We start from the raw sequence: 26,198 nt of genomic DNA, 5'->3' as shown, positions 1-26,198 counted from the left end.
GGGATATGGAACGCGCGGAGCGGCGCGTCCAGGGGCGCGATGTTTCGTCTATCCCCGGACGGTGTCCAGCGCACGGTTCTCCACCCGAACCCGCCACGCCAGCAGCGCCAGATTGGCGAGCCCGAACGCCAGCGAAACCCACACCAGCCCGAAGGCCAGCGGCAGGGCGAAGATCTCCAGGATCACCACGACATAGTTCGGATGGCTGACGAACCGGAAAGGGCCTTTGCGCACCAGGGTCTCGCCCGGCAGCACGAACACCCGTGTGGTCCAGCGGCGGCCGAGCGTGGCCAGCACCCAGACGCGTCCGAGCTGAAGCACGATGAATATGGCGACCCAGGGCCAGACCAGCGGCCGGTCCCAACCCCACAGCCACAGCGCCACGAGCCAAAGCCCGTGCAGGGCCACCATGATCGGATAGTGCTTGGCGCCCGCCTGCACGGCGCCCATCGCCTGGAGGCGACGTTCGTTGCTACGGCTCCAGACCAGCTCGGCGAGACGCTGGAGGGTGACGAAGACGAGAAGGATCAGAGCGCCGGGCACGACCTCAGCCCTCGTCCGCGCCGAGCGCCAGGAAGTGGGCGGTGAAGCCTGGTCCCATGGCCGAGGCCACGATCGGGCCGTCCACCCCGCGCTCCATCGCCTGCTTGAGGATGAACAGCACGGTGGGCGCGCTCATATTGCCGTACTCGGCCAGGGTCTGGCGCTCCAGGTCGAGCGAGCCGTGGGGCAGCTGCAGCGCCTCCTCGATCGCGGGCACCACCTTGGCCCCGCCGGGATGGCACACATAGCGGCCGACCTGCTCGTGGGTCAGCCCGGCGGTTTTCAGGAAGTCGCCGGCGGCCTCCGCCAGGTTCTTGGAGACGAAGGCCGGGACGTAGTTGGCCAGAATCACCCCGAACCCCAGTGGGTCGATGCGCCAGCCCATGATCTGCAGGGTGTCTGGCCAGAGATGCTCGCCGGTGGCGATGATCTTGCGGCCCTTGGCGTCCGGCCCGGCCGACACCACCGCCGCCGCCGCGCCGTCTCCGAACAGGGCGGTGGAGATGATGTTCTCCTTGCTGGCTTCGTCGGGGCGGCAGGCCAGGGTGGACAGTTCCACCACCACCAGCAGCACGGGCTTGTCCGGATTTTCGCGGGCGATGCGGGCGGCGAGGGACAGTCCCGCCGCGCCACCGCCGCAACCCAGCCCGAATACCGGCGTGCGCCGCACCTTGGGATCGTAGCCCATCCGCCCGAACACCCGCGCCTCAAGGCTGGGGGTGGAGATGCCGGAAGACGAGACGGTGACCAGGGCGCCGATCTCATCGGCCCTCAGGCCGGCGGCGTTTAGGGCCTTCTGCGCCACCTCGACATAGAGGTCCTGGGCGCCTTCGAGATAGACCTCGTTGCGTTCGGCCCAGCCATGCTGTTCGCCATACCAGGCCATGGGTCGGATGGCCTTGCGGGTCTTGATGCCGGTGTTTTCGAAGATCGAGAGCAGGTCGGGCGTGCGGAACACCTTACCCTTGAAAACTTCCGCGGCGCGCGCCGCGACCTCGGTCTGGACGAGGACATGAGGCGGCGTGGCCGTTTCGACCGCGACCAGACGAGGCGATGGCATCCATTACTCCGGCGATAAGAGCCTGCTGGCCGAAGGGGACGCCTGGCGCGGCGGCCAGCAGGTTCGGAAGCTACGTTAGTGGGAGAGCCCTTGTGGTTGGTTCAAAAATTCCGATCGAACCGCAAAGGCTCCTGAGATCTGTGCGAAGGGCGGGACTGGACCGCCTGTGCGGATTGATTACATCGTCCGCGCCCAGACGCCATTTCGAAAACGTTACGATCGCCGCTGATGTTACAAAAGAAATCCGTCACCCTGAGCGGCCACGAAACCTCGCTTGCGCTGGAGGCGGAGTTCTGGGCCGTGCTACAGGCCATGGCGGTGGTGCAGGATATCAGTCTTGCGGCGCTGATCCGGTGCATCGATGAAGGACGGGGCGGCAGGGCGCTGGCGTCCGCCTGTCGGGTTGCGGCGCTGACCTGGGCGGGTCGCGCTCAGTAAAAGGCGATTAGCCGTTGGTCGCGCTAGTACGCACATCGGGTCGCCCCGGCATGGCGGCGGACGTCGGAGCCTTCACGCCGCCGGGCGTCATCAGATGATGGCGATGCATCCGCACCATGATCAGCACGGCAAGCCCGACGAGGATGACCACGACGATGACCGCGAGCGGGGAGACCCGGCTGGAGACCTTCGGGGTAGCCGGATCGCTCATGTCGTCCCCTATAGCGCAATGATCTTTCGGAACGGACGGTGGGAGTCGAAGTTCCGGAGCCGTCCTATACCGCACCCCTTGGGGCGCGTCCCATCGCACGGTGTTTGGCCGCAGGGTCTTAAGCTCGCACCCGCGTGTGCTACATTCGTTCTTCGATTCAGGAACGCCCCGTGTCTCAACCTAGCTCGTCTCAACCTACGTCCACATCGTCCCCGTCCGTCTCCACGCCCCGTATCTCCGACCTCGCCCGCGTCGACGCCGCCGCCGACTACCTGTCCGGCCTGAACCCCGAGCAGCGCGCCGCGGTCGAGGCGGTGGATGGGCCGGTGTTGGTGCTGGCGGGCGCGGGCACCGGCAAGACGCGGGTGCTGACCACGCGGCTGGCCCACATCCTCAGCACCAATCGCGCGCGGCCCTGGGAGCTGCTGGTCGTCACCTTCACCAACAAGGCGGCGCGCGAGATGCGCGAGCGGATCACTCACCTGATCGGCGGCCAGGCCGAGGGGCTGCGCTGGCTGGGCACCTTCCACTCCGTCGCCGCCCAGATCCTGCGCCGCCACGCCGAACTGGTGGGGCTGAAGTCCAGCTTCACCATCCTGGACGACGACGACCAGCAGCGCCTGCTGAAGCAGTTGATCGAGGTCGAGAACATCGACGCCAAGCGCTGGACGCCGCGCCACCTGTCCGGCCTGATCGACCAGTGGAAGAACAAGGGCTGGGTCCCCGACAAGGTCCCGCCGGCCGAAGGGGACGGCTTCGCCAACGGCCGGGGCGTTGCGCTCTACCGGATGTACCAGGACCGGCTACGCACTCTGAACGCCTGCGATTTCGGCGACCTGCTGCTGCACAACCTGACCATCTTCACCGCCCATCCGGATGTGCTGCAGAGCTTCCAGGAGCGGTTCCGCTATCTGCTGGTGGACGAGTACCAGGACACCAACGTCGCCCAGTACCTGTGGCTGCGGCTGCTGGCCCAGGGGCGGCGCAACGTCTGCTGCGTCGGCGACGACGACCAGTCGATCTATGGCTGGCGCGGCGCCGAGGTGGACAACATCCTGCGCTTCGAGCGGGACTTCCCCGGCGCCAAGGTGGTGCGGCTGGAGCGCAACTATCGTTCGACCGAGCACATCCTGGCCGCCGCCTCCGGGCTGATCGCCACCAACAAGGGTCGGCTGGGCAAGACTCTGTGGACCGAACAGAAGGGCGGCGAGAAGGTCCGCGTCTCCGGCGTCTGGGACGGCGAGGCCGAGGCCCGGCTGATCGGCGACGAGATCGAACGCTGGCGGCGGACCAAGCGGCGCTACAACGAGGTGGCGGTGCTGGTGCGCGCCTCGTTCCAGATGCGGGCGTTCGAAGAGCGCTTCGTGCTGCTGCAGATCCCCTACACGGTGGTCGGCGGCCCGCGCTTCTTCGAGCGGGCCGAAATCCGCGACGCCCACGCCTACCTGCGCCTGATCAATTCCGAGGAGGACGACCTCGCCTTCGAGCGCATCGTCAACCAGCCCAAGCGCGGTATCGGCGACGCCAGCGTGCAGAAGCTACTGTCCGCCGCCCGTGTGCACGGCCTGTCCGCCTCGCTGGCGGCGCGGGGGCTGGTCCAGACCGACGAGTTGCCCGCCCGCACCCGCACCGCGTTGGCCAACTTCCTGCGCGACATGGACCGCTGGCGGGGGCTGGCGGCCAATGCGCGCCACGCGGAGGTGATGGAGACGGTGCTGGAGGAGAGCGGCTACACCGACATGGTGCGCGCCGACCGCAGCCCGCAGAGCCAGGGCCGGCTCGACAACCTGAAGGAGCTGGTCCAGTCGATGGCCCAGTTCGACAGCCTGACCGCCTATCTGGAGCACGTCAGCCTGGTGATGGACCTGGACCGGGGGCCGGGCGCCGACAGCGTGCAGATCATGACCCTGCACGCCGCCAAGGGGCTGGAGTTCCCGCTGGTCTTCCTGCCGGGCTGGGAGGAGGGCGTGTTCCCGTCCCAACGCTCGGTGGACGAAAAGGGCGAGAAGGGGCTCGAGGAGGAACGGCGGCTGGCCTATGTCGGCGTCACCCGCGCGCGGGAGGATGCGCGCATCTCGTTCGCCGCCAACCGCCAGGTCTATGGACGCTGGACCTCGCAACTGCCGTCCCGCTTCGTGGACGAACTGCCGCCGCACAACGTGGAGGCCAGTTCGGAAACCGGCTACTACGGCGGCGGCCCAGGCATGCAAGAGGCCAAGAGCCGCTTCGACGATCCGCCGGTGTTCGGGTCGGGTTATTCCTCGCCGGGCTGGAAGCGGGCGCAGGAACGTGGTGGGCTCGGATCATCGCGCGTGTCGTCCGAAAAGTTCGGCCTGTCGCGCGCCCGTGGTCGGTCCGGCGTGATCGAGGGCGAGGGGAGGCTGATCGCCACCTCCGATCCGAGCGCTACGACGTCGAATTACAAGCGCGGCGACAAGGTGTTCCATCAGAAGTTCGGCCCGGGCCTGGTGACTGCGGTCGAAGGCAACAAGCTGACCGTGGACTTCACCAAGGCCGGCGAGAAGCGCGTTCTCGACAGCTTCGTCGAGCCGGGCTGAGGAGCTCTGAAACGCAAACCGCCCGCCCCGCGTGAGCGGAACGGGCGGTGCAAAATCAGAAGCTAGGCGAAGCGCTTAGCAATAGCCGGGGGCGAACACGTAGGCGCCCGCATAGCCGCTCCAGCGCCAGTGACGATGTCCGCGGCAGTACCAGGGATAGCCGCCGTAGTAGCCGAAGATGCGGCCATAGCCGTATCCGTAGCCGCGACCGTATCCATAACCGCGGCCACCACGGAAGCCACCGCCATGGAAACCGCCACCGCCGCCGTGGAACCCACCGCCGCCACGACCGCCGCCGCCGCCGTGGAATCCGCCGCCACCACCATGGCCGCCACCACCATGGCCGCCGCCGTGCTGGGCGAACGCCGGCGTGGTGATCGCGGTGGTCGCCGCGATCGCCAGGGCGGCAGCCGCCACCTTAAAGAATTTCGAAGCCATGCCCGGCCCTTTCCATAAAAGTTCTGATGAAACGCAAAGCTTGGCTTTTGGCTCCCGCCTCCCCCAAGTCACGCCCAAAAAGGAGGGCCCCGTGAGGATGTCACGGAGCCCTCCGGCTCAACCGTCAGCAATAGCCGGCGTTGACGTAGCGACCGATGTAGGGGTCCCAGCGGAGGTGTGGGCGGCAGGGGCCGCCGTACCCGTATCCATACCCGTAGGCCGGCGCGTAGTAGCCGGGGGCATAGTGTGGGCGGTCGGCGATGGCCGCGCCGACCGCCAGGCCCAGGATGCCCGCGCCGACGGCGGCGCCGGCGCCCCAGCCACGGCCGCCGCGATACCCGCCGCCATGGTAGCCATAGCCGCCATGGAAGCCTTGGGCGGCGGCGGGCGTGGCCACGCCAGCAATGGCGCCGCCCAGGGTCAGAGCCGCGACGGCGGCGGTAGCGATCTTCTTGATCATCTCGATCTCCTTCCGTTTGCTCGTGCGTCGCTCCGAGGGGCGGCGCCGTTGTTCGACCATGCCGTTTTAGGAGGTGGCGTCTGAACTCACCTGGACGGTGGCGTTCATTCTTCCGTCAGCTTTGCAGAAACCGCCAAGACGTCGTCAGGGGCTCTTGGGAGCCTCATTGTCGGAGAAGATGTGGGGCGTAGTTTTCCGAACCTCAGGCGAGGTCACGGCCGTCCCGCATATGCAACGAATAGAGGCGCTTGCCTGAACCAAACCCCGGGTGCGGCGTTTCAAAGGCGCTCGTGAGCCGGGGATGGCCCCGGATAGCCAGCGCCGTATCTGGCGCTCTGAGCAAAAGGAGAAGAGGCTCATGAAGCGTCTTATATTGGCCGCGGCTGCGGCGACCCTGATGTGCGGCGCGACCGCCTTCGCCCAAACCGACATGCAGCCCGGCGCCGCGCCGGCGCCGCCCGCCGATTCGTCCATGCAGCCCGGCGCTGCTCCCGCCCAGCCTGGCGACACCGGAATGCAGCCGGGCGCCATGCCTGCGCCTGCCGCTGGCGACGCCGGCATGCAGCCTGGCGCTGCGCCGATGGCTCCCGGTGGTGCGACCGTGGTGGCGAACGCCCCCGCCGGTGATCCGCCCTCCCAGTATCCGCCCTGCAAGCACAAGGGCCAGGACCGCTGCGTCGCCGGCGCCGGCAGGGAGGTGGCGGAAGGCCATACGACCAAGCATCATCACATGATGAAGAAGGCCAAGGTCGCGAAGGCCGAGGCCGCGGCGCCTGCGGACGCCACCGCGAAGTAGATCGCAAATCAGCGATAGGATCGGGCCCCGAGGGGAATTCCTCCGGGGCCTTTTTCGTGCCCGCCTTGTTCAGAGCAGCGTGCGGCCGCCCACCTGTTCCAGCACGCGCAGGGGCGATAGCGCGACGGTCTCCATCGCTTCGGGCGGCATCAGGAAGGTTTGCTCCAGCGCGTGCTGGCCGGCGAGCGCGGCGTGCAGGACGGAGTCGGTGTAGACCACCCACATGCAGCCGGCGGGAAACACGATACGTCGCTTCGGCGCGCTCTTCTGGAAACCGTCGTCGAGCTTGGCGGCGTCGTGCAGTCGGAGCATGGCGTCGTCGTATCCCGAGCGGCGGCCCTTTGTCAGGCCCAGTCGCTCCATCAGCCACGCCGAGCGCGACGGAGAGCCCAGCCGGTCGCGATAGCGGACGGCGAGGGTTTGGAAGTCCTCCTCGCCGACTTCCCAGATGCGATCCTCGCCCGTGGGATTGACGTTGGCGAACACGCGCAGGATGCGGCGGCCATGGACGGGATTGGAGGGGAAGGCGTCCGTATGCAGACGCCGGTCGTCCTTGCGCGGGCTCAGCGCGCGGTTCTCGATGGCGCCGGGCCGGAAGCTGGTGCGCCGACGTTGCAGGGCGCCCGCGTAATGGGGCGTGAGCTCGCCCAACAAGGTTTCGGCGTAGTCGGCGAAGCGTGTGAGCATCCGGCCCAGCGCTGCCTGCGCCTCGGCGTCCACGTCGGCGCCGCCGACGCGGCCGGTGATGGGATCGAGGCTGACATTCTTGGACTTGCCGTTGGAGATGGCGGGGTCGAGCAGGGGACGTTCGTCCGCCTCCAGGGCGAACGCCATGTCCGGGAACAGCACCAGTCCTCCGGCTTCCAGCACCGAAGCGGCCCGGTTGGAGCCCGCCTTGGCCGCAACCGGCCCCCGCAACTCGAGAATCTCGAACATTTCCGCTCCTGTCCGACGCAATCTAGGGCGTGTGGGGACGGATCGAAAGCCGCCGCAATCGGCTGGCGACCCATTGGACGGTTTGCCCATGGACAAACCGTCCAATCCAGCCGGCGCGCCGGTTTTGATATCTGAACCTCGCTGAACGGCCGCACTTGTGCTGCCGCGCGTCATGCTCACCTATAACAGGCCATGTCCGAGCCCCTTTCCCCCGCTCTGCAGTCCGAACCCAACCGTTTCCTCCAGGGGATGGTCCGGGGGCTGAAGCGTCGGTGTCCGAACTGCGGCGAGGGCGCGCTGTATGCGGGCTATCTGAAGATCGAGCCGACGTGCCTGGTCTGCGGCCACGACAACAGCCAGTACCGCGCCGACGACGCCGGACCCTATTTCACCATCCTGATCGTGGGCCACATCGCGGTCGGGCCGCTGCTATTCTTCCCCTTCATCTGGAAGGCGCCGGTCTGGTGGGTGGTGGGCACGACGCTGCCCTTCCTCGCCGTGCTGACGCTGTTGCTGCTGCCCCGGGTCAAGGGCGCGGTGATCGGGGTGCAGTGGGCGCAGGCCGTGCGCAAGTCGGCGGTTGTGGACCTGTCTGCCGGCGGCGCCCCGCCTCCAGCCTAGCCGGCCGACCCTTCGGCCCAGGCCCGGATCAGGGTGTGGGCGATGGCGGAGGGTGGAGGCGGCTTCACCTCGTGGCGGCCGGCGAGAACCTCCATGATCTCCGGACGGGTGAACCAGCGGACGGCTTCGAGTTCGGTCTGGTCGGGTGCGCCGTCGCCGGGTGCGACCTCGGCGAACAGGCCGATCATCAGGTTGGCGGGGAACGGCCAGGGTTGGCTGGAATGATAGCGGACCGATAGGGTCTCTAACCGCGCCTCTTCCGCGATCTCGCGCGCGCAGGCCTCCTCGATGGTCTCGCCCGGCTCCATGAAACCCGCGAGGGCCGAGAAACGCCCGGGCGGCCACGCGGCCTGGCGACCGAGCAGGCAGCGCTCGCCCTGGGTCGGCAACATGATCACCACCGGGTCGGTGCGGGGAAAGTGCTGGTGGGCGCAGACGGTGCAGACGCGCTTCCAGCCGCCCTCGGCCGGCTCGGTCGGATTGCCGCAGGCGCCGCAGAACCGCGCTCGCCGCGCCCATTCGAACACCGCCCGTCCTGTCGCCGCCATCGCGGCTTCCTGGGCGGGAAGCTGGGGAGCCAGTTCGCGCAGTTGGCCGAACTGGCCATGGCCCAGCAACGCACTGGCGGTCGGATCGGCCGAGCCGTCCAGGTCGATGGCGAACACGGCCATCTCCTCGGCGTCGAGCCCCAGGAACACCCAGCGGGCCTCGCTTTCGGCGATGGCTTCGGCCATGGGCGCACCGATGAAACTCAGGCGCGCGCCCTGATCGCCGACATTTTTCACCAGTGGCAGGCCGTTCCAGAACACCGCCACCAGGGTGGTGTCGTCAGCTCGGCGCGCGGCGATCCATTCCGGATCGACCCGGCGATAGCTGGCGCGATCCAGCGGATTGCCGGCGAAGGTGTTGAGGGCGGCGGACAGGGGCATGGGGGGATTTATGGCGGCCTGGCTCGTTCGCGCCAAGGCCTTACAGCGTCGAGGTCCCTTGCGCGGCCGCCTCCGTCACGCGATATTAAGGGCGGAGGCTGGGCGGCGGGCGGAACCCTCGCCAACCCGGTCAGGTCCGGAAGGAAGCAGCCGTAACGAGTCACGTTTCGGGTCGCTGTCCAGTCTCCACCTTCTCTTCGCCGCCGTGCGACGGTCCCGCAGCTGGACAGGTTCACGACGAGGCCGGATGAGAGGTCGTCGCGATAGGTGGTAGGGTTCTCGCAGCTCACGCCTGAGCTTGTCCAAGACCCGGGGACCCCCAGCGATGACCGACGCTGATCTCGATCTGGACACGGACCTCGACCCGATCGAGCGCGATCCGGACACCTCCGATATGTTCGGCGGCGCACCTGCGCCCGTCCCCGCGCCGCCTGCGCCCGTGGCCATGCCGGCGAACTCGCCCGCCTACCAGGTGCTGGCGCGCAAGTACCGCCCGCGCAGGTTCGAGGACCTGATCGGCCAGGAGGCCATGGTCCGCACGCTTGGCAACGCCTTCACCTCGGGCCGCATCGCCCACGCCTATATGCTCACCGGCGTGCGGGGCGTGGGCAAGACCACCACCGCGCGCCTGCTGGCCCGCGCGCTGAATTACGAATCCGAGACCATCCACCAACCTACCATCGACCTGTCGGTGGATGGCGTGCATTGCCGCGCCATCATCGAGGGCCGGCACATGGACGTGCTGGAGCTGGACGCCGCCTCGCGCACCAAGGTCGACGAGATGCGGGAACTGCTGGATGGGGTCCGCTACGCGCCGGTGGAGGCGCGCTACAAGGTCTACGTCATCGACGAAGTCCACATGCTGTCGACGGCGGCGTTCAACGCGCTGCTGAAGACGCTGGAGGAGCCGCCGCCCCACGCCAAGTTCATCTTCGCCACCACCGAGATCCGCAAGGTGCCGGTGACCATCCTGTCCCGTTGCCAGCGCTTCGACCTGCGCCGCGTCGAGCCCGATGTGCTGGGTCCGAACCTAGCGCGTATCTGCGAGATCGAGGGCGCGCGGATCGAGCCCGAGGCCCTGGCATTGATTGCCCGGGCCGCCGAAGGTTCGGTGCGCGACGGCCAGTCCCTGCTCGACCAGGCCATGGTCCAGGCCGAGCGCGGCGAGCTGGTCACGACCGCTGTCGTGCGCGACATGCTGGGCCTGGCCGACCGGGGCCAGACCATCGCCCTGTTCGAGGCGGCTATGCACGGCAAGGCGGCCGACGCCCTGCAAGGTTTCCGTACGCTGTACGGCTTCGGCGCCGATCCGGCCCAGGTCATGCTCGACCTGCTGGAGCACGCCCACGGCTCGGCGGTGGCCCGGACGCTCGGTCCCGACGCTCTGGGCCTGCCGAGCGAGCAGGCGGCGCGGCTGGCGGCGGTGGGCGCCCAGATGTCGGCCGGCGCCCTGTCGCGGGTCTGGCAGATGCTGCTGAAGGCCCACGAGGAGGTGCGTCGCGCGCCCCAGCCGGCGGCGGCCGCCGAGATGGCGCTGATCCGGCTCTGCTACGCCGCCGACCTGCCCGGACCCGAAGAGGCGCTCAAGGCGATCCAGCGCGGCGAAGGGATCGGTGGCGGCGCGCCTGTGGGCGGCTCGTCCAGCCCTGCGCCTTCAGGTGGCGGTTTGAGGGCCGTGGCTGGCGGAGGCGGGCAGTATGGCGGCGCCCAGCCCAGCGTGAGAGCCGTGACCCAGCCCGAGGCGGCGGTCATGCTGCAGACCTTCGAAGACGTGGTGAAGCTGATCGACGCCCGTCGCGACGTGACGCTGATGATGGATGTGCAGCGCTATGTGCGCCTGGTCGATTTCAAGCCGGGCGTGATCAGTTTCGAGCCCGCGCCCGGCGCGCCGGCCAACCTGTCCCAGCGCCTGTCGGCCAAGCTGCGCGAATGGACCGGCCAGCGCTGGATGATGGACTTGCAGGTCGGCGGCGGCGAAACCGCCTACGAGAAAGAGCGTCGCGCCCAGGACGCTGCCCGCGCCAAGGTGACAGCCGATCCCTTCGTGGTCGCCATGCTCGACGCCTTTCCCGGCGTCGAGATCGTGAACATGACCTTCAAGCCGATCGTCGAGGCCGTGGAACCCGCGCCCGACGAGGATGCGCAGGACGACTGATCCGTCCTTCGCTGAAAGGCGCTCAGTGCCGCACGTTCAGCCGCACCAGCGCGTCGATTCCGCTTGCGGCCAGGCGGCTATGGTCTCGCTCCACGGCCTTCTCCTTGAACACCGCCACCACCAGCGGGCCCGAGCGGGGCCCGCGGGCCATGTAGCCGACGGAGCGGTAGCCGTCGGGACCCGGCGTGTCGGAGGCCAGCAGGTAGAACAGCTTGGCGCCCGCGTCGGTCACGTCCCCGGCGTGGATTTCGGCGCCGCCGTCGTGGGCGTCCACCTGCATGTTCTTGTAGGGGCCCCAACCGGTGCGGACATGAGCGTCCCCGTTATTCGCGTTCACCGTCAACCCAGGAAGCCTCACGCTGGCCTTGCCGTTGTCGGCGTCGATATGGATGCCGGGAAGATCGATTTTGGCGTGATCGTCGCCGTCGCCGTCGCCGGTGTGGACGGAAATTTTGTTTCCATCAGGCTTGGAGGGCGACGCGCCCGACGTACCGGCGCCCCCAGTTGGCGCGCCGATATAGCCTTCCAGGCCCTTTTGCGTATCCGCGAGCACAGCGGTCGGATCGCGTCCGTTCAGAGCGGTCAGGGTCAGGTCTACAAGCTCGTCGCGCGGCCCGCTGTACTGGCAGCTGCGCCCGTCCGCCGCCTGGGCGGTGCGCGTCAGCTCTTCGACCGTACTCGGACAGTCCAGCCGGTCGCCGACCTTGTAGGGGCGTTCGGCGAATATCCTCGCCCCGGGGTTCCTGTGCTCGACCGGGTGGCAGGCGGCGAGGCCGGCTAGGGCCGTGGTCGCCAGGACCAGCGTCAATCCAGAGCGTCGCATCATCTATTCTCCCGAACGTCCCCAGGTAGGCTCGCCGCGACCCGGCCGAAGGTCCAGTGAATTCGCGTTAAGTCATCGGCGCCGGAGCCCGGTCCCGAATCCACTGCGACAAGACCCACTTCTCGCCCGCGGTCGGCGGCGCGCCCGCATGGAGCGTCAGCCGATCGGGACGGTTCTCTGCGTCCACGTTGGCGAAGAAGAAGGCGTCGCCCTTGCGGCCGCGATGCTGCAGGCCGATGCGGGGAAAGGTGGTCTCCCCGCCTTCATAGTCGTCGTTCAGATACAGCAGGAAGGTGGCGATCCGCTGCCCGCGCACGGCGGCGTCGCGGGCGTAGCCTTCAACCGCCAGGTCCATGAAGTCGAAGTGCGGGGCGAACTGTTGGCCGACCGCATAGTGCAGCACCTGGACCGGCTCCATCGCCAGGGTGGACAGGCGGGTCGCCGCAGCGATCCGCTCCCGCAACAGCATCAGCACCAGGTCGGCCTGGACGATGTCGAACTCCGCCGCGCTGTTGCTGCGAGCGCTCTCCTGGCGCGGGCCGCCCGTCTCGGGATCGTAGACGGTGGCGGGGCGGATGAGGATGCGGGCGCGGCTGATCAGCCAGTCGCAGGCCAGGGCCGGCGCGAACCCTTCCACGACCCGTAGCCGAGGCTGCTCGGCGAGCACGCGTTTGGGCGGGGAGGTGATCCAGGCGGCGAGGTTGACCTGCCGACGGGCCTGTTCCCAGCCCTCGGGGCCCAGGTCCGACTTGCCGATCAGGCCGGCGAGCACCCGCAGTTGGCCCTGGGCGCGCTCCGAACCGAGCTGCGCGGCGCGCTGCAGATAGCCGAGCGCCACGTTCCAGTCCTGGCGCATGCCCGCGCCCGCGCCGGCCAGCGTGGCCATCATGGCGTTGGCGTCCGCGCCGCCCGCCTGGGCCGCGCGCGCCAGGAGAGGAACGCCCTGCGCCGGATCATGCGGCGCGCCGCGCCCGGTGAGCAGCCGTCCGGCCAGGAAGGTCATGGCCGGGACGTGGTCTCCATCCGAGGCCGTACGCAGGGCGATGACCGCCTCGTCATGGCGTCCTTCGGCGTCGAGCTGCTGGGCGAGGGCGAACTGTGCGGCGGCCGCGGCCAGGGCTTCGCGTTCGCGTTTGGAGCGGGGAATGGTGACGACGGGCGGCTGCATGCCCCTGGTTTAGAACAGGGGCATGCAGGTTGGAAACGGTCGGGCTTGCGGCCTGGAGGCGCGGGGGAGGGGGCGGCTATGGTCGCCGGTCTGGGCGTGTCGGCGCGCGCCTGGATTCCCGATCAGGAGATATGCTTCACAGCGACTGGGTCGGACGCGGGGAATGTCTCTTCCACCCCCTCGTCGAGCCGCTCGTCGTGGCGCTGACGATCGGCCTTCTTGCGCGCTTCACGATCCGCTTCGGTGGGGAAGTCGTCGTCCTGGACGTCGGGCAGGGGCGGTTGGCGGTCTTCGGGATTCATGAGGCCTTGTCCTGGTAGTGGAGCTCTCGGAGGTCGTCGTCGGATAGGGTGTCCGATTCCATATCCGCCGTGCTGGAGCCGCTGTCGGCGACATCGGTCAGGTCCCCGGCGTATTGCAGTTCGACCTCGTCCGGATCGGCGCGTTCCAGACCGTCGATGTCGCCCTCGTCGGGGAGATCGTCCTCGACCCGGTCTTCGCGGTCGCGAGGATCGGGACTTTGGTCCTCGTCCTCGTCTTCGGAATCCTGGTCGTCCTCGTCATCGTCTTCCGAGTCGTCGCCATCGGCGCGGGTCGAATCGTAGACGTCCGGCAGGTCCTCGAACTGTTCGGCGTCTTCCTGGCCGCCCTGGCGACGGGACTCGATATTGGTGTTGTCTTCATCGAAAACCTCGGCCACGTCCTGGGCGTCGCCGCCGTCCGTGTCGGCGTCAGTGAGATCGACCATGAAAACATCTCCCGCAGAATTCGATCCTGGTCGCGGACCCGGATGGCTCTCTGAAATCAACACCAAGGCGGGACATGCGTTCCGGTCCTCCGGCCATCCGGCGGCTCGGCTGGGATGCAACGGATGAGCGTCCAGGTCCGAACAGCGCGGATCGAAGACGTCGCCGTCATATTGGGGTTCATCCGCGAACTCGCCGAGTACGAGCGCCTTTCGGATCAGGTTTCCGCGAGCGAGGCCGACATCCAGGCGGCCCTGTTCAGCCCGGCGCCGAGGGCGTTCTGCGACATCGCCGAGGTGGATGGCGAGGCGGTCGGCCTAGCCCTTTGGTTCTACAATTTCTCGACCTTTGTCGGGCGTTGCGGCCTGTACTTGGAGGACCTCTATGTCCGCCCCAGCGCGCGGGGATGCGGGGCCGGCAAGGCGCTGCTCCGCCGGCTGGCGCGGCGTTGTGTGGAGGAGAAGCTCGGTCGGATGGAATGGGCGGTGCTGGACTGGAACGCGCCGGCCATCGGTTTCTACGACAGCCTGGGCGCGTCCAGCCTGGAGGATTGGCGCATCCGCCGACTGACCGGCGAGGCGTTGGCGGCCCTCGCCGGGAGCTAGGCGTTCAGCCGCCCTCGGGCAGGTCGAGGATGGTGTGCAGCTTCGGCGGCAAGCCCATACCCAGCAGCCGCAGGGTGCAACGGCTTTCCAGGGTGAAGACGGCGGCGGCGCCGAGCAGGCTCAGCAGGGCGAACCCGCCGGTCAGTACGGTCGCGGCCTTCGCCGCCTCGATCGCCCATTCGGACGCGCTGGCGATCATCAACGCCCCGGTCAGGCCGAACAGGGTCGACAGGCCGAAGCCGCCGACCGCGCAATAGAGCAGGTTCAGCGCCCGGACGATCAGCACCACCCGCTTGTTCGCCAGCTCCAGCGCGCGATGGCGGTCAGTGTAGTGGGTGCCGGCAGCGTTTTCGTAGCCGTGGATGTCTGACTGCAGGTCGCGCCACAGGCCGATGGCCAGGTTGTAGCGGATGCTGGCGCCGTTCAGCATCAAGCCCGAGGCGTTGGTCAGGATCGCCGGGCCAGCGATGAAGGACAGCGGCAGGAAGGGATTGTCGGGCGTCACCACGTCAGTCGTCTCCGCTCTCCGCCGCTGCCGCGGACGGTTTGGGGGGATAGGCGTGGCGGGTCCCCCAGGGGCTTTCCACGCACACGTCGCCACCGTCCGATTCGAGATAGCTGGGTCCGATTGGAACCTTGCCGTGGCCCTCGGGGATGTCCAGCACATAGGTTGGCTGGCACAGGCCCGAGACGTCGCCGCGAAGCGTGCGCATCAGCGCCTGGCCTTCGGCGATGGTGGTGCGCAGATGGCCGGTGCCCGGGGCGAAGTCGCCCTGGTGCAGGTAGTAGGGCTTGATCCGGGTCTCCACCAAGGCGCGCATCAGGGCCTGGAGACTGTCCGGATCGTCATTCACGCCCCGCAGCAGCACGGTCTGGCCCAGCATCGGCAGGCCGGCGTCGACGATGCGGGCGCAGGCGGCGCGGGCGGCCGGCGTCAGCTCGCGCGCATGGTTGGCGTGCAGCGCCACGTAGACGGCCTGGGTCGGACTCTTCAGCGCGGCGACCAGTTCGTCGGTGACGGTCTCCGGCGCCACTGTTGGGATGCGGGTGTGGAAGCGGACCACCTTCACATGGTCGATCGCCACCAACCGATCCATCAGCCCTCGCAGCCGCCGGGGCGAGAGCACCAGCGGATCGCCGCCGGTGATGATCACTTCCCAGATTTCAGGCCTGCCGGCGATGTAGGCCAACGCCGCGTCCAGCGCCTTGGGAGCGAGCGTCTTCAATCCCTGCGGACCGACCATCTCGCGGCGGAAGCAGAACCGGCAGTAGACCGCGCAGGTGTGGGTGACCTTCAGCAGCACCCGGTCGGGATAGCGATGGACGATTCCTTCGACCGGGCTGTGGGTGTGGTCGCCGACGGGATCGGCGTGCTCGTCCGGCTGCATGTCCAGCTCGACCGCCTGGGGCAGGAACTGGCGCGCGATGGGGTCGGCGGGATCGTCAGGATCGATCAGCTCCGCCATCGCCGGGGTGATGGCCACGGCGTACTGCGCCGCCACGCGCTCCAGCACCGCGATGTTTCCAGGCGCGATCAGGCCGGCGCGGGCGAGTTCGTGGGGTTTGCGGAGGGTCTTGGTGATGGGAGGCCAGGGGTTTGAGGTTCGGGGCATATGGCCTGAGTTTGGGATCGCAGCAATGTACGCGGCGCTGCGGAGGAAAGGTGTGGTCACGGCGTCTCCGCCAGCGGCGTCCATAGCACCTGCTCGACCCGCTGCGCGCCTGCGGCCAGCATGACCAGCCGGTCGAAGCCGAGCGCGGAGCCGCTGGCCGGCGGCATGGAATCCAGGGCGGCCAGGAAGTCCTCGTCGACGGGATAGCGTTCGCCGTAAACGCGCGCCTTCTCGTCCATCTCGGCTTCGAAGCGGCGGCGTTGCTCCACCGGGTCGGTCAGCTCCCCGAAGGCGTTGGCCAGTTCCACCCCGCAGGCATAGAGCTCGAACCGTTCCGCCACCCTTGGATCGTCGGGCTTGGGCCGCGCCAGCGCCGCCTTGCTGATCGGATACTCGCAAAGGATGGTCGCGCGCCCAAGGCCCAGGCGCGGCTCGACCCGCTCCACCATTACCCGGCTGAACACGTCGGCCCAGGTGTCGTCCCCGGCTACGCGGATGCTGGCTGTGACGGCGGCGCGGGCCAGGGCATCGCGGTCGGTCGATCCGTTCGCATCCACGGTGGCCAGCAGGTCGATCCCGGCGTCGCGGTGAAACGCCTCGGCCACGGTCACGCGTTCGGGTTCGGCGAAGGGATCGGCGCTGTGGCTTCGAAAGCGGAAGCTGTCCGTCCCGGCGGTCTCGGCGGCGAGCGCCAGGATCGCCGCGCAATCCTGCATCAGCGTCTCGTAGGGCTCCTCGGTCCGATACCATTCAAGCAGGGTGAACTCGGGGTGGTGCAGGGCGCCGCGCTCGCGGTTGCGCCAGACTCGGGCGAAATCGAAGATCCGCGTCTCCCCCGCCGCCAGCAGCTTCTTGCAGGCGAACTCGGGGGAGGTGTGCAGATGCAGCGGCGTTCGCGTCCCGCTGGACCCGATCGCTTCGGTGGAGAAGGCGTGCAGGTGCGCCTCATTGCCGGGAGAGACCTGGAGGGCTGCGGCCTCGACCTCGGTGAAGCCCCGCGCCTCGAACCAGCCGCGCAAGGCCGACTTGATCCGGTTGCGAACGATCAGCACCGGGCGGCGGTCGCGGTGGACCTCGGCGTTCCACCAAGGCGAGGGCGCTGAAAAGGACAGGAAAGGCTCCAGTTCAGCCGGGGGTGGCGGTTGGCGGGCCGAACATGGTAGGTGGCTCGACCCAAAAGGTTCAGCAGAATCGCAAGGCCGTATCGCAACGCCGCTCCGGCCGCACTGACTTAAGGACAAGCTAAGTGAAGGTTTCGGCCAGCTCGCTCAGGAAGGGCAACGCCGTCGATGTCGACGGGAAGCTCTATGTGATCCTGAGTATCGAGAACATCCACCCCGGAAAGGGCACGCCTGTCACCCAACTCGACATGCGCCGCATCTCCGACGGCGTGAAGGTGTCGGAACGCTACCGCACCACCGAGGTGGTCGAGCGCGCCTTCGTCGACGAGCGTCCGCACACCTTCCTGTACCAGGACGGCGACGGCTATCACTTCATGAACCCGGAGAGCTACGACCAGCTCACCGCCTCGCCGGAGATGATCGGCGATCTGGCGCCCTATCTGGCCGACGGCATGACCGTGTCGCTGATGGTCCACGACGACACCGCCATCGGGCTGAGCCTGCCCGCGCGCGTGACGCTCGAGATCGTCGAGACCGAGCCGGTGGTGAAGGGCCAGACCGCCTCGGGCTCCTATAAGCCGGCGATCCTGAACAACGGCGTACGCACCATGGTGCCGACCTACATCACCGTCGGCACCCGCGTGGTGGTCATGACCGAAGACGGCTCCTACGTGGAACGCGCCAAGGATTGATGTGGCGGGGAGGGCGCAGCGCCCTCTCCACCCCTCCCGCTAAAGCCTCACCTTCACGGCCGCGTGGTGCAGGCTCACCTCGTGGCCGGCCGTCCCGCCGGCCAAGCCGACGCGCAGCGTGCGTGGGCCGACAACCGTCCCCTTCTGCTCCAGCGTCAGTTCGCGCCGGGCGTCGGACCATGTCGCCTTGATCCAGCCGAAGGCGCCTTTGCGGTAGTCGAAGGTGTCGCCGTCGTCCTCGTAGACCACCCCGCCGCCGTCCGCCCCCGGATAGACCCACAGCGTCAACGGTTCGTCGGAGAATTCGCCGGTGTGCTGCTTGACCGGCCCCATCGGGATCACCGCCCCGGCCCGCACGTAGATGGGCAGGGTCTCCAGGTCGACCGGCCGCGAAACCTCCCGCCCGCCGTCCAGCCGCTGGTGGGTCCAGAAGTCATGCCAGAGGCCCTTGGGCAGGTAGACGCTGCGGTGGGTCGCGCCCTTTTCCGTCACCGGGGCCACCAGCAGGTCGCGACCGTACAGGTACTGGTCGCCTCGCGTGGCGGCGACCGGGTCGTCGGGATAGTGCAGCCACAGGGCGCGCATGATCGGCAGGCCGCTGTCGCAGGTCTCGCGCACCGCCGAATACAGGTAGGGCATCAGCCGGTAGCGCAGCTCCAGGTACTGCCGGCAGATCGGCTCCACGCGCGGATCGTGCAGGGTGGCGGGATCGGGGTTCCACTTGGGCGTCTCCGGCGCCCCGCGCACGCCCTCGCTCCAGCCCCAGGGCAGGTGCATGCGCCAGTCCCGCCCATGCGAGCGGAACAGCGGGTTGAAGGCGGCGAACTGGAACCAACGGGCGAACAGCTCGCCGGTGTACTCGTCGGTGGGCACGAAGCCGCCGATGTCGGTTCCCCAGTAGGGGATGCCGCTCAGCCCGGTGTTGATCGCCACCGGCACATGGGTGCGCAGGGTCTCCCAGGTCGAGCCGACATCGCCCGACCACAGGAAGGCGGCGTAGCGCTGCATTCCGGCATAGGTGTTGCGGTGGAGCGCATAGACCCGCTTGTTGGGGCGATAGAGCTGCTGGCCCTCGAAATACATGCGGTTGCGGGCGAGCCGCGAGGGCGCGTCCAGCCCGTCGCCCTGGTCGGGCCACCAGCCGTCGATCCCCATGTCCACCAGCGGCTTGTGCACCGGCCAGTAGCAGCTGACCTGGCGGTCGTGCGGCCAGTGTCCGTCCGGCGTGCGGCCGCTCGGCAGGGGTGGGGCGGTGCAGGGATCGCTTACGTTGCCGGCCAGGACATGGCCTTCCAGCACCGCGTGCAGCACCACTTTGAAGCCCAGGCCATGCAGGTCGTCGACCGCCTTCTGCGGGTCGGGGAAGGCGCGCGGGTTCCAGCCGAACTCGCCGTTATCGGTGTTCCAGCCGTTGGGGCAGAAGCCGGTGCCCAGATAGATCATCGCATCGCAGGGCAGCTTCTTGTCGCGGAACTTGCGCGCCTCGGCGATGATCTCCTCCGGCGACCCGAGGGTGCGGTGCGACTGCTGGTAGCCCAGCGACCACAGGGGCGGCATCTCGGCGAAGCCGGTGATGCGGGCGTAATCGGCCATGACCCGCGCCGGTTCGCGCGCGCCGACCACGAACAGGTCCAGAGCGGCGCCGGGGGTCTTGGGCTGGAAGCGACCTTGCGTCCCGCCGAGATCGAAACCACCGCTGGGGTGATGGACGAACAGGCCCCAGCCACCGCTGCCGATCAGCCACGGGATCGGTTCGCGCGATCCGTGGGTCTTCAACTCATAACCGCCCTGTCCGCTGGACATGGTGTCCACGTCACCCCGCCGGTCGAACTGGGGTCCGCCCTGTCCCAGGCCGAACAGAGGTCCCTGATCCAGTTGGAAGCCGAACCCACCCGCGGGCTCGATCCTGATTTCCTGAACCTTGCGCCCGTCACGGCCGTGCACCGAGAGGGTGAGCGGATCGCGCGAGAGCGTCACCTTCAGCTCGCCGCAGTCGATGGTGGCGGGTGTCGTCAGCGCGCGCAGGCGCGCCGCCACCGGCCACGCATGCGGGTCCACCAACACACCATCGTCCGGGATCGGGACCGGCTGGCCGTCCACCAGCGGCGTGAGGGTGATCCGCACGCAGGTCGGGCTGACCTGGGCGACCGCGATCTCGACGTCCGCGCCGTCCCGGCTAAGAGGCTGGGCGACGCTTTCTTCGGAAATCAGCGCAAGTCCCGCGCCCGCCGCCAACCCGCTCAGCGCTGTCCTGCGCGACACGTGTTCGATCATGATGGGAATCCCTCGTCCAGGCGCACACTCCAGCATGGTATACGTTATTCGGAAAGGCGCGATCGGCTGCGCGGAGTGGGGCTTGGCGACTTAGGCGGCTTGAGCCCCGCCCAGAGCAGGCTCATATCGCAGGCATGACCATCGATCATCGCCCGCCCGGCGGTCTTTCGGCGCTGCTCGCCTATGCCGGCGGGGCCGAGGGATCGAGCGGCAAGCTCCCTCCTGTCCACCTGTGGCATCCCGCGCACTGTGGGGAGATCGACATCCGCATCGCCCGCGACGGGACCTGGTTCCACGAGGGCTCGCCGATCGGCCGCGCGGCCTTGGTGCGGCTGTTCTCCACCGTGCTGCGCAAGGACCCGGACGGCTATGTCCTGGTCACGCCGGGGGAGAAGCTGACCATCACGGTGGACGATGCGCCCTTCATCGCCGTGCGGGTGGACCGCGAGCCGCGGGGGTTGCGCTTCGTCACCAATGTCGGCGACGGGGTGCTGGCGGGAGCGGAGCACCGGCTGAGGGTCGAGACCGACCCCGTAAGCGGGGAGCCCGCGCCTTACCTGCATGTCCGGGGCGGGCTGGAGGCGAGACTGGCGCGTCCGGTCTTCTATGAGCTGGCGGACATGGCGACGTCTCGCGACGGCCAACTCGGCGTGGAGAGCGACGGCGTCTGGTTCAACCTCGGCGCCGGAGACGCCACGTGACGGAGCCCGGCGTGCGCGCCGATCCGTCCGCGCCCTTGGCGACGCTGGAGCCCTGGATAGGCGCGCGCCTGCACCCGTTGGCGGATTACGATCCTATCCAGCATCGCGTCCGCTCCGACTACGACCTGAACCCCCATCTCGCTCCCGCACGCACGCTCGAAGCCGCGCTGACGCCGGCGGCGGTGCTGATCGCCCTGGTGGAACGGGAGGCGGGGTTGAGCGTGATCCTGACCCGGCGCGCCGACACGCTCAGCCGCCATTCGGGCCAGATCGCCTTCCCGGGCGGGCGGGCCGAGCCGGGCGAAACGCCGTGGGATGCGGCGGTTCGTGAGGCGCACGAGGAGATCGCGCTCGATCCCGCCTTCGTGCGGGTCGCGGGGCTGGGCGATCCCTATCGCACGGTGACGGGGTTCGAGATCGTGCCGGTGGTGGGCTTTGTGCGCGCCGGCTTCACCCTCCAGGCGGCGGAGGCCGAGGTGGCGGAAATCTTCGAGACGCCGTTCGCCTTCCTGATGGACCCGGCCAACCACCAGCAGCGCAGCTACGAATCCGCCGACGGGGAGCGGCGTTTCTACGCCATGCCCTATGGTGACCGGTTCATCTGGGGCGCGACGGCGGGGATGCTGCACGCCCTCTACGAGCGGCTGTTCGTTCAGCCGACGTAGCCGGCGGCGCGCCTCAGCCGGTCGTTGATGGCTTCGCCGAGGCCGATATCGGGGATCGGGGCGACGGCGATCCCGACAGGTCCGGTTCGATCCGCCGCCCTCAGATAGGCGAACAGGTTGGCGGCGGCTTCACGCAGGTCGCCGGTGGGGCTCAGGTTCCACACGCCGGTCTGATCGCGGGGCGCTGTCCCGAAGGCCAGGAAGGCTTCACCGTTGCGGGTGCGATCGGCTTCAAGCCGAACGGGCGCCTGGGGAGCGTAGTGCAGGGCGAGGCGCCCGGGCGAGCGGATGGCGTCGTCGGGGACCTCGATCAAGGATCCGACCACGGCCTGAAGCGCCTCGCGAGTCACGCCGCCCGGCCGCAGCAAGGCCACGCCCGCGTCGGTTATCGAGACCACGGTGGATTCCAATCCCACCCGGCATGGGCCTCCATCCAGAGCTGCGGACACCGAGCCGCCGACCTCGGCCAGGGCGTCGGCCAGGGTCGTCGGGCTGGGGCGGCCGGAGCGGTTGGCGGACGGCGCCGCCACCGGACGGCCGAAGCGCTCCAGCAGGGCCAGGGCGAGCGGATGGTCGGGCACCCGCACGGCCACGGTGTCCAGCCCCGCGCGCGCCAGGACGCTGACGGCGCAGTCGGGAAGCGCTGGCGCCACCAGGGTCAAGGGGCCGGGCCAGAAGGCGCTGGCCAACGCCTGCGCGCGCTCGTCCATGCGGATCACGGCGGCGGCCGCCCGCGCATCCGTCACATGGGCGATCAGGGGATTGAACCTCGGCCGTCCCTTGGCCTCGAAGATGCGGGCGACAGCCATCGCGTCGGTGCTGTCGGCGCCCAGGCCGTAGACCGTTTCGGTGGGGATGACGACCAGTTCGCCCCGGCCCAGCGCTTCGGCGGCTGCAGCTACGGTGTCGGAAGTCACCGCGCCCTCTTGGCCACCAGCCGCATGGTCACTTGAAACGCGGGCGCCACCGGCGGCGGCGACTGCCAGGGACCTTCGCCGATATGGAAGTCGCGCCGGTCCAACGTCAGCGTCGCATCCATGCGACCGGCGTCGCGGGTGATGGAAACGGTGAAGGGCACCGTGGTCCTATGGGCGAAACCGCGAATCTTGACGTCCGCCACCGCTTGATATCGCCCAGGCGAGACCTCGGTGATCGCGCGGGTGACCAGGACGGCTTGGGGATAACGCGAAATGTTGAGCCACTCGGCGTTAGGCAGGGCCTGGTCCTTGATCGGCTGACCCGTCAGTGCGGATTCCGTGTCGACGGTGATCACCGCCTTGGAGCCCTTCAGGTTTTTAGGGTCGAACGCGATCTTCGCCGCCCAGGACCGGAACACGCCGTCGAAAGGGGCCGCGTCCATCAAGCCCTTGAAGGTCAGGCGGGAGGCCGCCTTGTCCACGATCCAGGACGCCGCCGGGGAGATCGTGGTGTGGGACAGGGTCGTGCTTTGAGCGGTGGCGTCGGCGGTGCTGGCGGATTGGCCGGTGGAGGCTGTGCTGGAGGATGACGCGCCGTCGCTAGCGGTGTGGGGAGACGCCCGATGAAGGCGAGGCCACAGGAGCCAAGCGATCACGGCGACCAGGGTCACGCCCGCCGAAGCAGCCAACCAGGCGCGGCGGGAAATCCTCAAGCCGTCGTTCCCCTCTCGTGTCAATCGTCCGACTTATAAATGCCCAAGGGCGGTTGCGGGTATGTTTCAGGTCACGCATTCGACCGAAGCTGGACGATTGAACAGCCGCAGTGGTGCGGCGGCAACGCTATTTCTTGAACTCAACCTCGATATCCACACTCACATCATCGCCCGCGGCCGGCCGGTACTTCGTGACGCCGAACTGAGAACGCTGGATCGTGGCGTTGGCGGAAAAACCCAGGCGCGTCTGATGCTGGGGGTCCTGTCCAGCGCCGTTGAAGACCACGTCCAGGTCCACCGGGCGCGTCACCCCGTGAAAGGTGAGGTCGCCTGTGACCTGGCCACGACCTTCGATCGTCGGCTTCACCGTGGTGGAGACAAAGCGGATCTGGGGGTATTTCCCGGCTTCAAACAACTCGGTGGCGATCTGGCGGTTCAGGGCCTCGTCGCCGGTGTCGACGGAGGCGGGATCGACCGTCACCTGAAGCTTCGACGCCTCGGGATGGGCCGGATCGTAGGTCAGCGTCGCGTCCAGCTTGTCGAACCGCAGCGTTGCGTAGGACAGGCCGAAGTGGGAGACCCTCATCGTCACGCTCGAATGGGCGGGATCGAGGGTATAGGCGCCGGCTGGGGCGGCGCCGGAATCGATCGTGTGGAGTTCCTGCGCCGCGGCGGGCAGGACCAGGCTCAAGGCCGCAAGCGAGCCTAGGGTGGCGAGAAGGGCGGGGCGCATCACGGTCGTCTCCAGAAGGCCCCGCCGTTCGATCCTAGAATTGCGCCAACATGTAGTCTGCCGACGAAACCTTGAAGTCTCCGCCCTCTTCGACGTTGAGGGTCTTCACCACGCCGTCCTCGGCGACCAGGGAATAGCGCTGCGAGCGCTGGCCCATGCCGAACTTGGAGCCGTCCAGCTCAAGGCCCAGCGCCTTGGTGAAGGCGCCGTTGCCGTCCGCCAGCAGCAGGACCGACTCGCCCACGTCCTGCGACTTGCCCCAGGCGCCCATGACGAACACGTCGTTGACCGAGACGCAGGCGATGGCGTCCACGCCCTTGGCCTTCAGCTCGGCGGCCTTTTCGACGAAGCCGGGCAGGTGCTTGGCCGAGCAGGTGGGGGTGAAGGCGCCGGGCACCGCGAACAGGGCGACGGTCTTGCCCTTGAACACGTCGTCCGAGGAGAGGGGCTTGGGGCCGTCCGCGGTCATGGTCATGAAGTTGGCCTGCGGCAGCTGGTCGCCTACTTTGATGGTCATAGCCGTCTTCTCCTTAGGGTGCGCTGCGCCGCTGATATGGCCACGCACGCGCCACGGCAAGCGCGCTCGACGGTTCGCCTTGCATCGGGCGCGCGGGCTCCCATCATAGGGACATGACACCGACCGACGGCGACGGCGAATTCCTGGACGGCAGGCTCCTGATCGCCATGCCGGGAATCGGCGATCCGCGCTTCGAGCGGGCGGTGATCCTGATGTGCACCCACTCCGACGAGAGCGCCATGGGCGTGGCGGTGAACAACCCGGTCGAGGGGCTTTCGCTGTCCCACCTGCTCGAGCGGCTGGAGGTGAAGCCCAACACCAGCCGGCTCGATCAACTCGTCCTGGCCGGCGGTCCTGTAGAGCGGGAGCGGGGCTTCGTCATCCACACCGACGACTTCTCCACCGCCGACGCGACCCTGCCTGTGACCGATGGCATCGCCCTGACGCCCACGCGCGAAGTGCTGGAGGCGATCGCGGATGTGGATCGTCGCCCACGCCATTCCGTCCTGGCGCTCGGCTGCGCCGTGTGGGGGGCGGGGCAGCTCGAGCAGGAAATCCGCGACAGCGTCTGGCTGTCCTGCGACGCGGACGAGGACCTGGTGTTCGACGACGACTACGGCAGCAAGTGGGCGCGGGCCCTGGCCAAGATCGGGGTGACCGTGGATCACCTGTCGACCCAGTCGGGACGGGCCTAGGTCTAACCTCGCGCGGGGTCCTCGCGCACCCGGCCGAACAGCAGGTGGTCGCGCCATTCGCCGTTGATCTTCAGATAGCTGCGGGCGCGACCTTCGAGTTCGAACCCGGCCTTGAGCAATAGCCGGCGCGAGGCGGCGTTCTCGGGGCAGCACGCGGCTTCCAGGCGATGCAGGCCGACACGGCCGAAAGCGAAATGCGACATCTCCTGCACCGCCGCCAGGGTGTGGCCCTGGCGTGCATAGCGCTCGCCCGCCCAGTAGCCGATCGCGCCGGTCTGGGCCACGCCGCGCAGGATGTTGCGCAAGGTGATGCCGCCGACCAGCACGTTGTCGGGCTTGCGGAAGACGAAGAAGGCGTAGCCGTGACCGAGGTCCTGATCGCGCTGATACAGCGACAGGCGCTGGCGGAAAGCGGTGCGGGTCAGGTCGTCCGTCGGCCAGGTGGGCTCCCAAGGCTGGAGGAAGCTCTTCGACGCCTGGCGAAGCGCCGCCCACTCGCCATAGTCGGCCATCCGCGGAGGGCGCAGCCTGATCCGCTCGCCATCGAGGGTGAAGCCAGAATCGGCGGATATCCAGTCGAGGACGGCCATATCCCGCCATACAGGATTTTGTCCGGGAACGTCAGCCCGCCGCGCGCGTCTCGATCAGGCCTTTGCGGGCGAGGCCATCGGCGCGCTCGTTCATCGGGTGGCCGGAATGGCCCTTGACCCACTTCCAGCTCACGTCGTGGCGCGCGCGCGCCTCGTCCAGCTCGCGCCAGAGGTCCTCGTTCTTGACCGGGGCCTTGGCGGCGGTCTTCCAGCCGCGCGCCTTCCAGCCCGCCAGCCATTCGGTGATCCCCTGGCGCAGGTACTGGCTGTCGGTGTGCAGTTCGACCTTGCACGGCCGCTTGAGGGATTGAAGCGCGCGGATCGCGGCCATGATCTCCATGCGGTTGTTGGTGGTGTGCGCCTCGCCGCCGCAGATCTCGCGCTCGTGCTGGCCGGAGGTCAGGATCGCGCCCCAGCCTCCGGGGCCTGGATTGCCGCTGCAAGCGCCGTCCGTGTAGATCACAACGTCTGGGGTCATGG

General features: G+C 68.3%; 31 protein-coding genes and 1 other RNA gene. 11 read left to right on the top strand and 21 right to left on the bottom strand.

Going from position 1 to position 26,198, the window contains the following annotated elements:
* Positions 1 to 48: 48 nt before the first annotated feature.
* Complete coding sequence (locus GSQ87_RS10265; protein WP_158915356.1) at positions 49 to 543, bottom strand: isoprenylcysteine carboxyl methyltransferase family protein; 495 nt, start codon at positions 541 to 543, stop codon at positions 49 to 51.
* A gap of 4 nt (positions 544 to 547) precedes the next feature.
* A complete protein-coding gene (locus tag GSQ87_RS10260) occupies positions 548 to 1,603 on the bottom strand; it encodes a type III polyketide synthase (RefSeq protein ID WP_158915355.1) in 1,056 nt (351 codons plus the stop codon).
* A 228-nt stretch (positions 1,604 to 1,831) separates the two neighbouring features.
* On the opposite strand from GSQ87_RS10260, the gene GSQ87_RS10255 reads away from it, so the two are divergent.
* Positions 1,832 to 2,041 (top strand): ribbon-helix-helix domain-containing protein, encoded by a 210-nt coding sequence (locus tag GSQ87_RS10255; RefSeq protein WP_158915354.1) that lies wholly within the window; start codon positions 1,832 to 1,834, stop codon positions 2,039 to 2,041.
* A gap of 7 nt (positions 2,042 to 2,048) precedes the next feature.
* Here GSQ87_RS10255 and GSQ87_RS10250 read toward each other — a convergent pair whose 3' ends face one another.
* A complete protein-coding gene (locus GSQ87_RS10250) occupies positions 2,049 to 2,252 on the bottom strand; it encodes a hypothetical protein (protein WP_158915353.1) in 204 nt (67 codons plus the stop codon).
* Positions 2,253 to 2,422: 170 nt separating this feature from the next.
* Between GSQ87_RS10250 and GSQ87_RS10245 the strand changes: the two genes are divergently transcribed.
* A complete protein-coding gene (locus GSQ87_RS10245; RefSeq protein ID WP_158915352.1) occupies positions 2,423 to 4,810 on the top strand; it encodes an ATP-dependent helicase in 2,388 nt (795 codons plus the stop codon).
* 75 nt (positions 4,811 to 4,885) lie between these two features.
* On the opposite strand, the gene GSQ87_RS10240 is transcribed toward GSQ87_RS10245, so the two are convergent.
* Together GSQ87_RS10240 and GSQ87_RS10235 are read right to left on the bottom strand one after the other, a co-directional pair.
* Positions 4,886 to 5,248, bottom strand: coding sequence for a hypothetical protein (locus GSQ87_RS10240; protein WP_158915351.1), 363 nt, complete (start codon positions 5,246 to 5,248; stop codon positions 4,886 to 4,888).
* Between the two features lie 124 nt (positions 5,249 to 5,372).
* Positions 5,373 to 5,708: a hypothetical protein gene (locus tag GSQ87_RS10235; RefSeq protein WP_158915350.1), complete on the bottom strand. Its 336-nt coding sequence runs from the start codon at positions 5,706 to 5,708 to the stop codon at positions 5,373 to 5,375.
* Between the two features lie 358 nt (positions 5,709 to 6,066).
* Here GSQ87_RS10235 and GSQ87_RS10230 point away from each other — a divergent pair, with 358 nt between their 5' ends.
* Entirely contained in the window at positions 6,067 to 6,504 is a 438-nt protein-coding gene (locus tag GSQ87_RS10230) for a hypothetical protein (protein WP_158915349.1), read from the top strand.
* 69 nt (positions 6,505 to 6,573) lie between these two features.
* Here GSQ87_RS10230 and GSQ87_RS10225 read toward each other — a convergent pair whose 3' ends face one another.
* Complete coding sequence (locus tag GSQ87_RS10225; RefSeq protein ID WP_158915348.1) at positions 6,574 to 7,440, bottom strand: Kdo hydroxylase family protein; 867 nt, start codon at positions 7,438 to 7,440, stop codon at positions 6,574 to 6,576.
* A gap of 192 nt (positions 7,441 to 7,632) precedes the next feature.
* Between GSQ87_RS10225 and GSQ87_RS10220 the strand changes: the two genes are divergently transcribed.
* Positions 7,633 to 8,061: a DUF983 domain-containing protein gene (locus tag GSQ87_RS10220; RefSeq protein WP_158915347.1), complete on the top strand. Its 429-nt coding sequence runs from the start codon at positions 7,633 to 7,635 to the stop codon at positions 8,059 to 8,061.
* Here the strand turns inward: GSQ87_RS10220 and nudC are convergent.
* The gene (nudC, locus tag GSQ87_RS10215; RefSeq protein ID WP_158915346.1) at positions 8,058 to 8,990 is read right to left on the bottom strand and encodes an NAD(+) diphosphatase; all 933 of its coding nucleotides are present in this window, start codon (positions 8,988 to 8,990) and stop codon (positions 8,058 to 8,060) included. The genes GSQ87_RS10220 and nudC overlap by 4 nt on opposite strands.
* Before the next feature lie 95 nt (positions 8,991 to 9,085).
* Between nudC and ffs the strand changes: the two genes are divergently transcribed.
* Both ffs and GSQ87_RS10205 read left to right on the top strand, forming a co-directional pair.
* An RNA gene (ffs, locus tag GSQ87_RS10210) (signal recognition particle sRNA small type) lies at positions 9,086 to 9,179 on the top strand.
* A 136-nt stretch (positions 9,180 to 9,315) separates the two neighbouring features.
* Positions 9,316 to 11,145, top strand: a complete 1,830-nt coding sequence (locus tag GSQ87_RS10205; protein WP_158915345.1) for a DNA polymerase III subunit gamma/tau — start codon at positions 9,316 to 9,318, stop codon at positions 11,143 to 11,145.
* Positions 11,146 to 11,167: 22 nt separating this feature from the next.
* On the opposite strand, the gene GSQ87_RS10200 is transcribed toward GSQ87_RS10205, so the two are convergent.
* The 4 genes from GSQ87_RS10200 to GSQ87_RS10185 form a co-directional block, all read right to left on the bottom strand.
* On the bottom strand, positions 11,168 to 11,971 hold the full coding sequence (locus tag GSQ87_RS10200; protein WP_158915344.1) for a hypothetical protein: 804 nt from the start codon (positions 11,969 to 11,971) through the stop codon (positions 11,168 to 11,170).
* Between the two features lie 64 nt (positions 11,972 to 12,035).
* Positions 12,036 to 13,136: a 2OG-Fe(II) oxygenase gene (locus tag GSQ87_RS10195; protein WP_158915343.1), complete on the bottom strand. Its 1,101-nt coding sequence runs from the start codon at positions 13,134 to 13,136 to the stop codon at positions 12,036 to 12,038.
* 122 nt (positions 13,137 to 13,258) lie between these two features.
* Positions 13,259 to 13,438, bottom strand: coding sequence for a hypothetical protein (locus GSQ87_RS10190; RefSeq protein WP_158915342.1), 180 nt, complete (start codon positions 13,436 to 13,438; stop codon positions 13,259 to 13,261).
* Positions 13,435 to 13,884, bottom strand: a complete 450-nt coding sequence (locus GSQ87_RS10185; protein ID WP_158915341.1) for a hypothetical protein — start codon at positions 13,882 to 13,884, stop codon at positions 13,435 to 13,437. Before GSQ87_RS10185 ends, GSQ87_RS10190 begins: the two co-directional genes overlap by 4 nt.
* A 123-nt stretch (positions 13,885 to 14,007) precedes the next feature.
* Here GSQ87_RS10185 and GSQ87_RS10180 point away from each other — a divergent pair, with 123 nt between their 5' ends.
* Positions 14,008 to 14,487, top strand: coding sequence for a GNAT family N-acetyltransferase (locus GSQ87_RS10180; RefSeq protein WP_158915340.1), 480 nt, complete (start codon positions 14,008 to 14,010; stop codon positions 14,485 to 14,487).
* 4 nt (positions 14,488 to 14,491) lie between these two features.
* Here GSQ87_RS10180 and GSQ87_RS10175 read toward each other — a convergent pair whose 3' ends face one another.
* From GSQ87_RS10175 to epmA, 3 genes are read right to left on the bottom strand one after another with little or no spacing between them, the layout of a single operon-like run.
* Entirely contained in the window at positions 14,492 to 14,995 is a 504-nt protein-coding gene (locus GSQ87_RS10175) for a DUF2721 domain-containing protein (RefSeq protein ID WP_158915339.1), read from the bottom strand.
* A gap of 1 nt (position 14,996) precedes the next feature.
* Complete coding sequence (locus GSQ87_RS10170) at positions 14,997 to 16,100, bottom strand: lysine-2,3-aminomutase-like protein (protein WP_158915338.1); 1,104 nt, start codon at positions 16,098 to 16,100, stop codon at positions 14,997 to 14,999.
* 56 nt (positions 16,101 to 16,156) lie between these two features.
* Complete coding sequence (gene epmA / locus GSQ87_RS10165) at positions 16,157 to 17,152, bottom strand: EF-P lysine aminoacylase EpmA (RefSeq protein ID WP_371416663.1); 996 nt, start codon at positions 17,150 to 17,152, stop codon at positions 16,157 to 16,159.
* 194 nt (positions 17,153 to 17,346) lie between these two features.
* Here epmA and efp point away from each other — a divergent pair, with 194 nt between their 5' ends.
* Positions 17,347 to 17,913, top strand: coding sequence for an elongation factor P (efp, locus tag GSQ87_RS10160; protein WP_158915337.1), 567 nt, complete (start codon positions 17,347 to 17,349; stop codon positions 17,911 to 17,913).
* A 39-nt stretch (positions 17,914 to 17,952) separates the two neighbouring features.
* Here efp and GSQ87_RS10155 read toward each other — a convergent pair whose 3' ends face one another.
* Positions 17,953 to 20,187, bottom strand: coding sequence for a TIM-barrel domain-containing protein (locus GSQ87_RS10155; RefSeq protein WP_158915336.1), 2,235 nt, complete (start codon positions 20,185 to 20,187; stop codon positions 17,953 to 17,955).
* A 134-nt stretch (positions 20,188 to 20,321) separates the two neighbouring features.
* Between GSQ87_RS10155 and GSQ87_RS10150 the strand changes: the two genes are divergently transcribed.
* Positions 20,322 to 20,888 carry a DUF1285 domain-containing protein gene (locus GSQ87_RS10150; RefSeq protein WP_158915335.1) on the top strand — a complete coding sequence of 189 codons (567 nt, stop codon included), beginning with the start codon at positions 20,322 to 20,324 and terminating at the stop codon, positions 20,886 to 20,888.
* Positions 20,885 to 21,553, top strand: coding sequence for a CoA pyrophosphatase (locus GSQ87_RS10145; RefSeq protein WP_254062870.1), 669 nt, complete (start codon positions 20,885 to 20,887; stop codon positions 21,551 to 21,553). The genes GSQ87_RS10150 and GSQ87_RS10145 overlap by 4 nt, the downstream gene beginning before the upstream one ends.
* On the opposite strand, the gene GSQ87_RS10140 is transcribed toward GSQ87_RS10145, so the two are convergent.
* The 4 genes from GSQ87_RS10140 to GSQ87_RS10125 form a co-directional block, all read right to left on the bottom strand.
* Positions 21,541 to 22,470 carry an L-threonylcarbamoyladenylate synthase gene (locus tag GSQ87_RS10140; protein ID WP_158915334.1) on the bottom strand — a complete coding sequence of 310 codons (930 nt, stop codon included), beginning with the start codon at positions 22,468 to 22,470 and terminating at the stop codon, positions 21,541 to 21,543. The genes GSQ87_RS10145 and GSQ87_RS10140 overlap by 13 nt on opposite strands.
* Entirely contained in the window at positions 22,467 to 23,183 is a 717-nt protein-coding gene (locus tag GSQ87_RS10135; protein ID WP_158915333.1) for a YceI family protein, read from the bottom strand. The genes GSQ87_RS10140 and GSQ87_RS10135 overlap by 4 nt, the downstream gene beginning before the upstream one ends.
* 127 nt (positions 23,184 to 23,310) lie before the next feature.
* Entirely contained in the window at positions 23,311 to 23,874 is a 564-nt protein-coding gene (locus tag GSQ87_RS10130; RefSeq protein WP_158915332.1) for a YceI family protein, read from the bottom strand.
* Between the two features lie 76 nt (positions 23,875 to 23,950).
* Complete coding sequence (locus GSQ87_RS10125; RefSeq protein WP_158915331.1) at positions 23,951 to 24,433, bottom strand: peroxiredoxin; 483 nt, start codon at positions 24,431 to 24,433, stop codon at positions 23,951 to 23,953.
* Positions 24,434 to 24,546: 113 nt separating this feature from the next.
* On the opposite strand from GSQ87_RS10125, the gene GSQ87_RS10120 reads away from it, so the two are divergent.
* A complete protein-coding gene (locus GSQ87_RS10120; RefSeq protein WP_158915330.1) occupies positions 24,547 to 25,128 on the top strand; it encodes a YqgE/AlgH family protein in 582 nt (193 codons plus the stop codon).
* A gap of 2 nt (positions 25,129 to 25,130) precedes the next feature.
* Here GSQ87_RS10120 and GSQ87_RS10115 read toward each other — a convergent pair whose 3' ends face one another.
* The gene (locus tag GSQ87_RS10115) at positions 25,131 to 25,718 is read right to left on the bottom strand and encodes a GNAT family N-acetyltransferase (protein ID WP_158915329.1); all 588 of its coding nucleotides are present in this window, start codon (positions 25,716 to 25,718) and stop codon (positions 25,131 to 25,133) included.
* A 31-nt stretch (positions 25,719 to 25,749) separates the two neighbouring features.
* Positions 25,750 to 26,196 carry a ribonuclease HI gene (gene rnhA / locus GSQ87_RS10110; RefSeq protein WP_158915328.1) on the bottom strand — a complete coding sequence of 149 codons (447 nt, stop codon included), beginning with the start codon at positions 26,194 to 26,196 and terminating at the stop codon, positions 25,750 to 25,752.
* Positions 26,197 to 26,198: the final 2 nt, after the last annotated feature.

Source organism: Caulobacter sp. S45, assembly GCF_009765965.1.
Taxonomy (GTDB): Bacteria; Pseudomonadota; Alphaproteobacteria; order Caulobacterales; family Caulobacteraceae; genus CAHJWH01.
Note: the sequence above shows the minus strand (reverse complement) of the source record. Positions and strands in the feature narration are given on the sequence as shown.